1 protein-coding gene is annotated in these 516 nt (G+C 72.1%); it reads right to left on the bottom strand.

Going from position 1 to position 516, the window contains the following annotated elements:
- The coding region (locus PEH01S_RS34380; protein WP_174807202.1) for a chromate transporter at positions 1-516 on the bottom strand (516 nt) is incomplete at both ends.

The following is a 516-nucleotide window of genomic DNA, read 5'->3' as shown; positions in this document are numbered from 1 at the left end:
GAACAGAACGGCAGCCGCCGCGAAGTCGGCGGGACTGCGCACGGCGGACGTCCAGATCGGATCGTACAACGCGGCAAGCAGCAGACCGACGACAGCGGCGTTAATGCCTGTCAGCGCTCCCTGCATGCGCGCATGCGTCCGCAAGGCGTTCCAGAACGGCAGCGCGCCCACGACGAGCAGGAAGCCCGGAAGAAAGACGGCGGCTGTCGCCAGCGCGGCTCCGGCACCGCCTGCGGCCGCTGCGCCGAGATAAGCGGCGAACGTGAAGAGCGGTCCCGGGACCGCCTGCGCCGCGCCGTACCCGGCCAGGAACGTCTCCGGGCTGACCCAGCCCGCAGGGACGACCTCCCGCTCCAGCATAGGCAGCACGACGTGCCCGCCGCCGAAGACGAGCGCGCCCGCGCGGTAAAAGCTGTCGGCCAGCGCGAGCCCCATGCCGGGCGCGGTCTGCCGAAGCAGAGGCAGCGCGACAAGCAGCGCGGCGAACAGCGCCAGGCTGATCGCGCCCGCGGTCCG

The organism is Paenibacillus ehimensis NBRC 15659 (assembly GCF_004000785.1).
In the GTDB taxonomy this organism is placed as follows: Bacteria; Bacillota; Bacilli; order Paenibacillales; family NBRC-103111; genus Paenibacillus_G; species Paenibacillus_G ehimensis.
The sequence above is the reverse complement of the archived record's forward strand: the minus strand, read 5'-3'. Positions and strand labels throughout refer to the sequence as shown.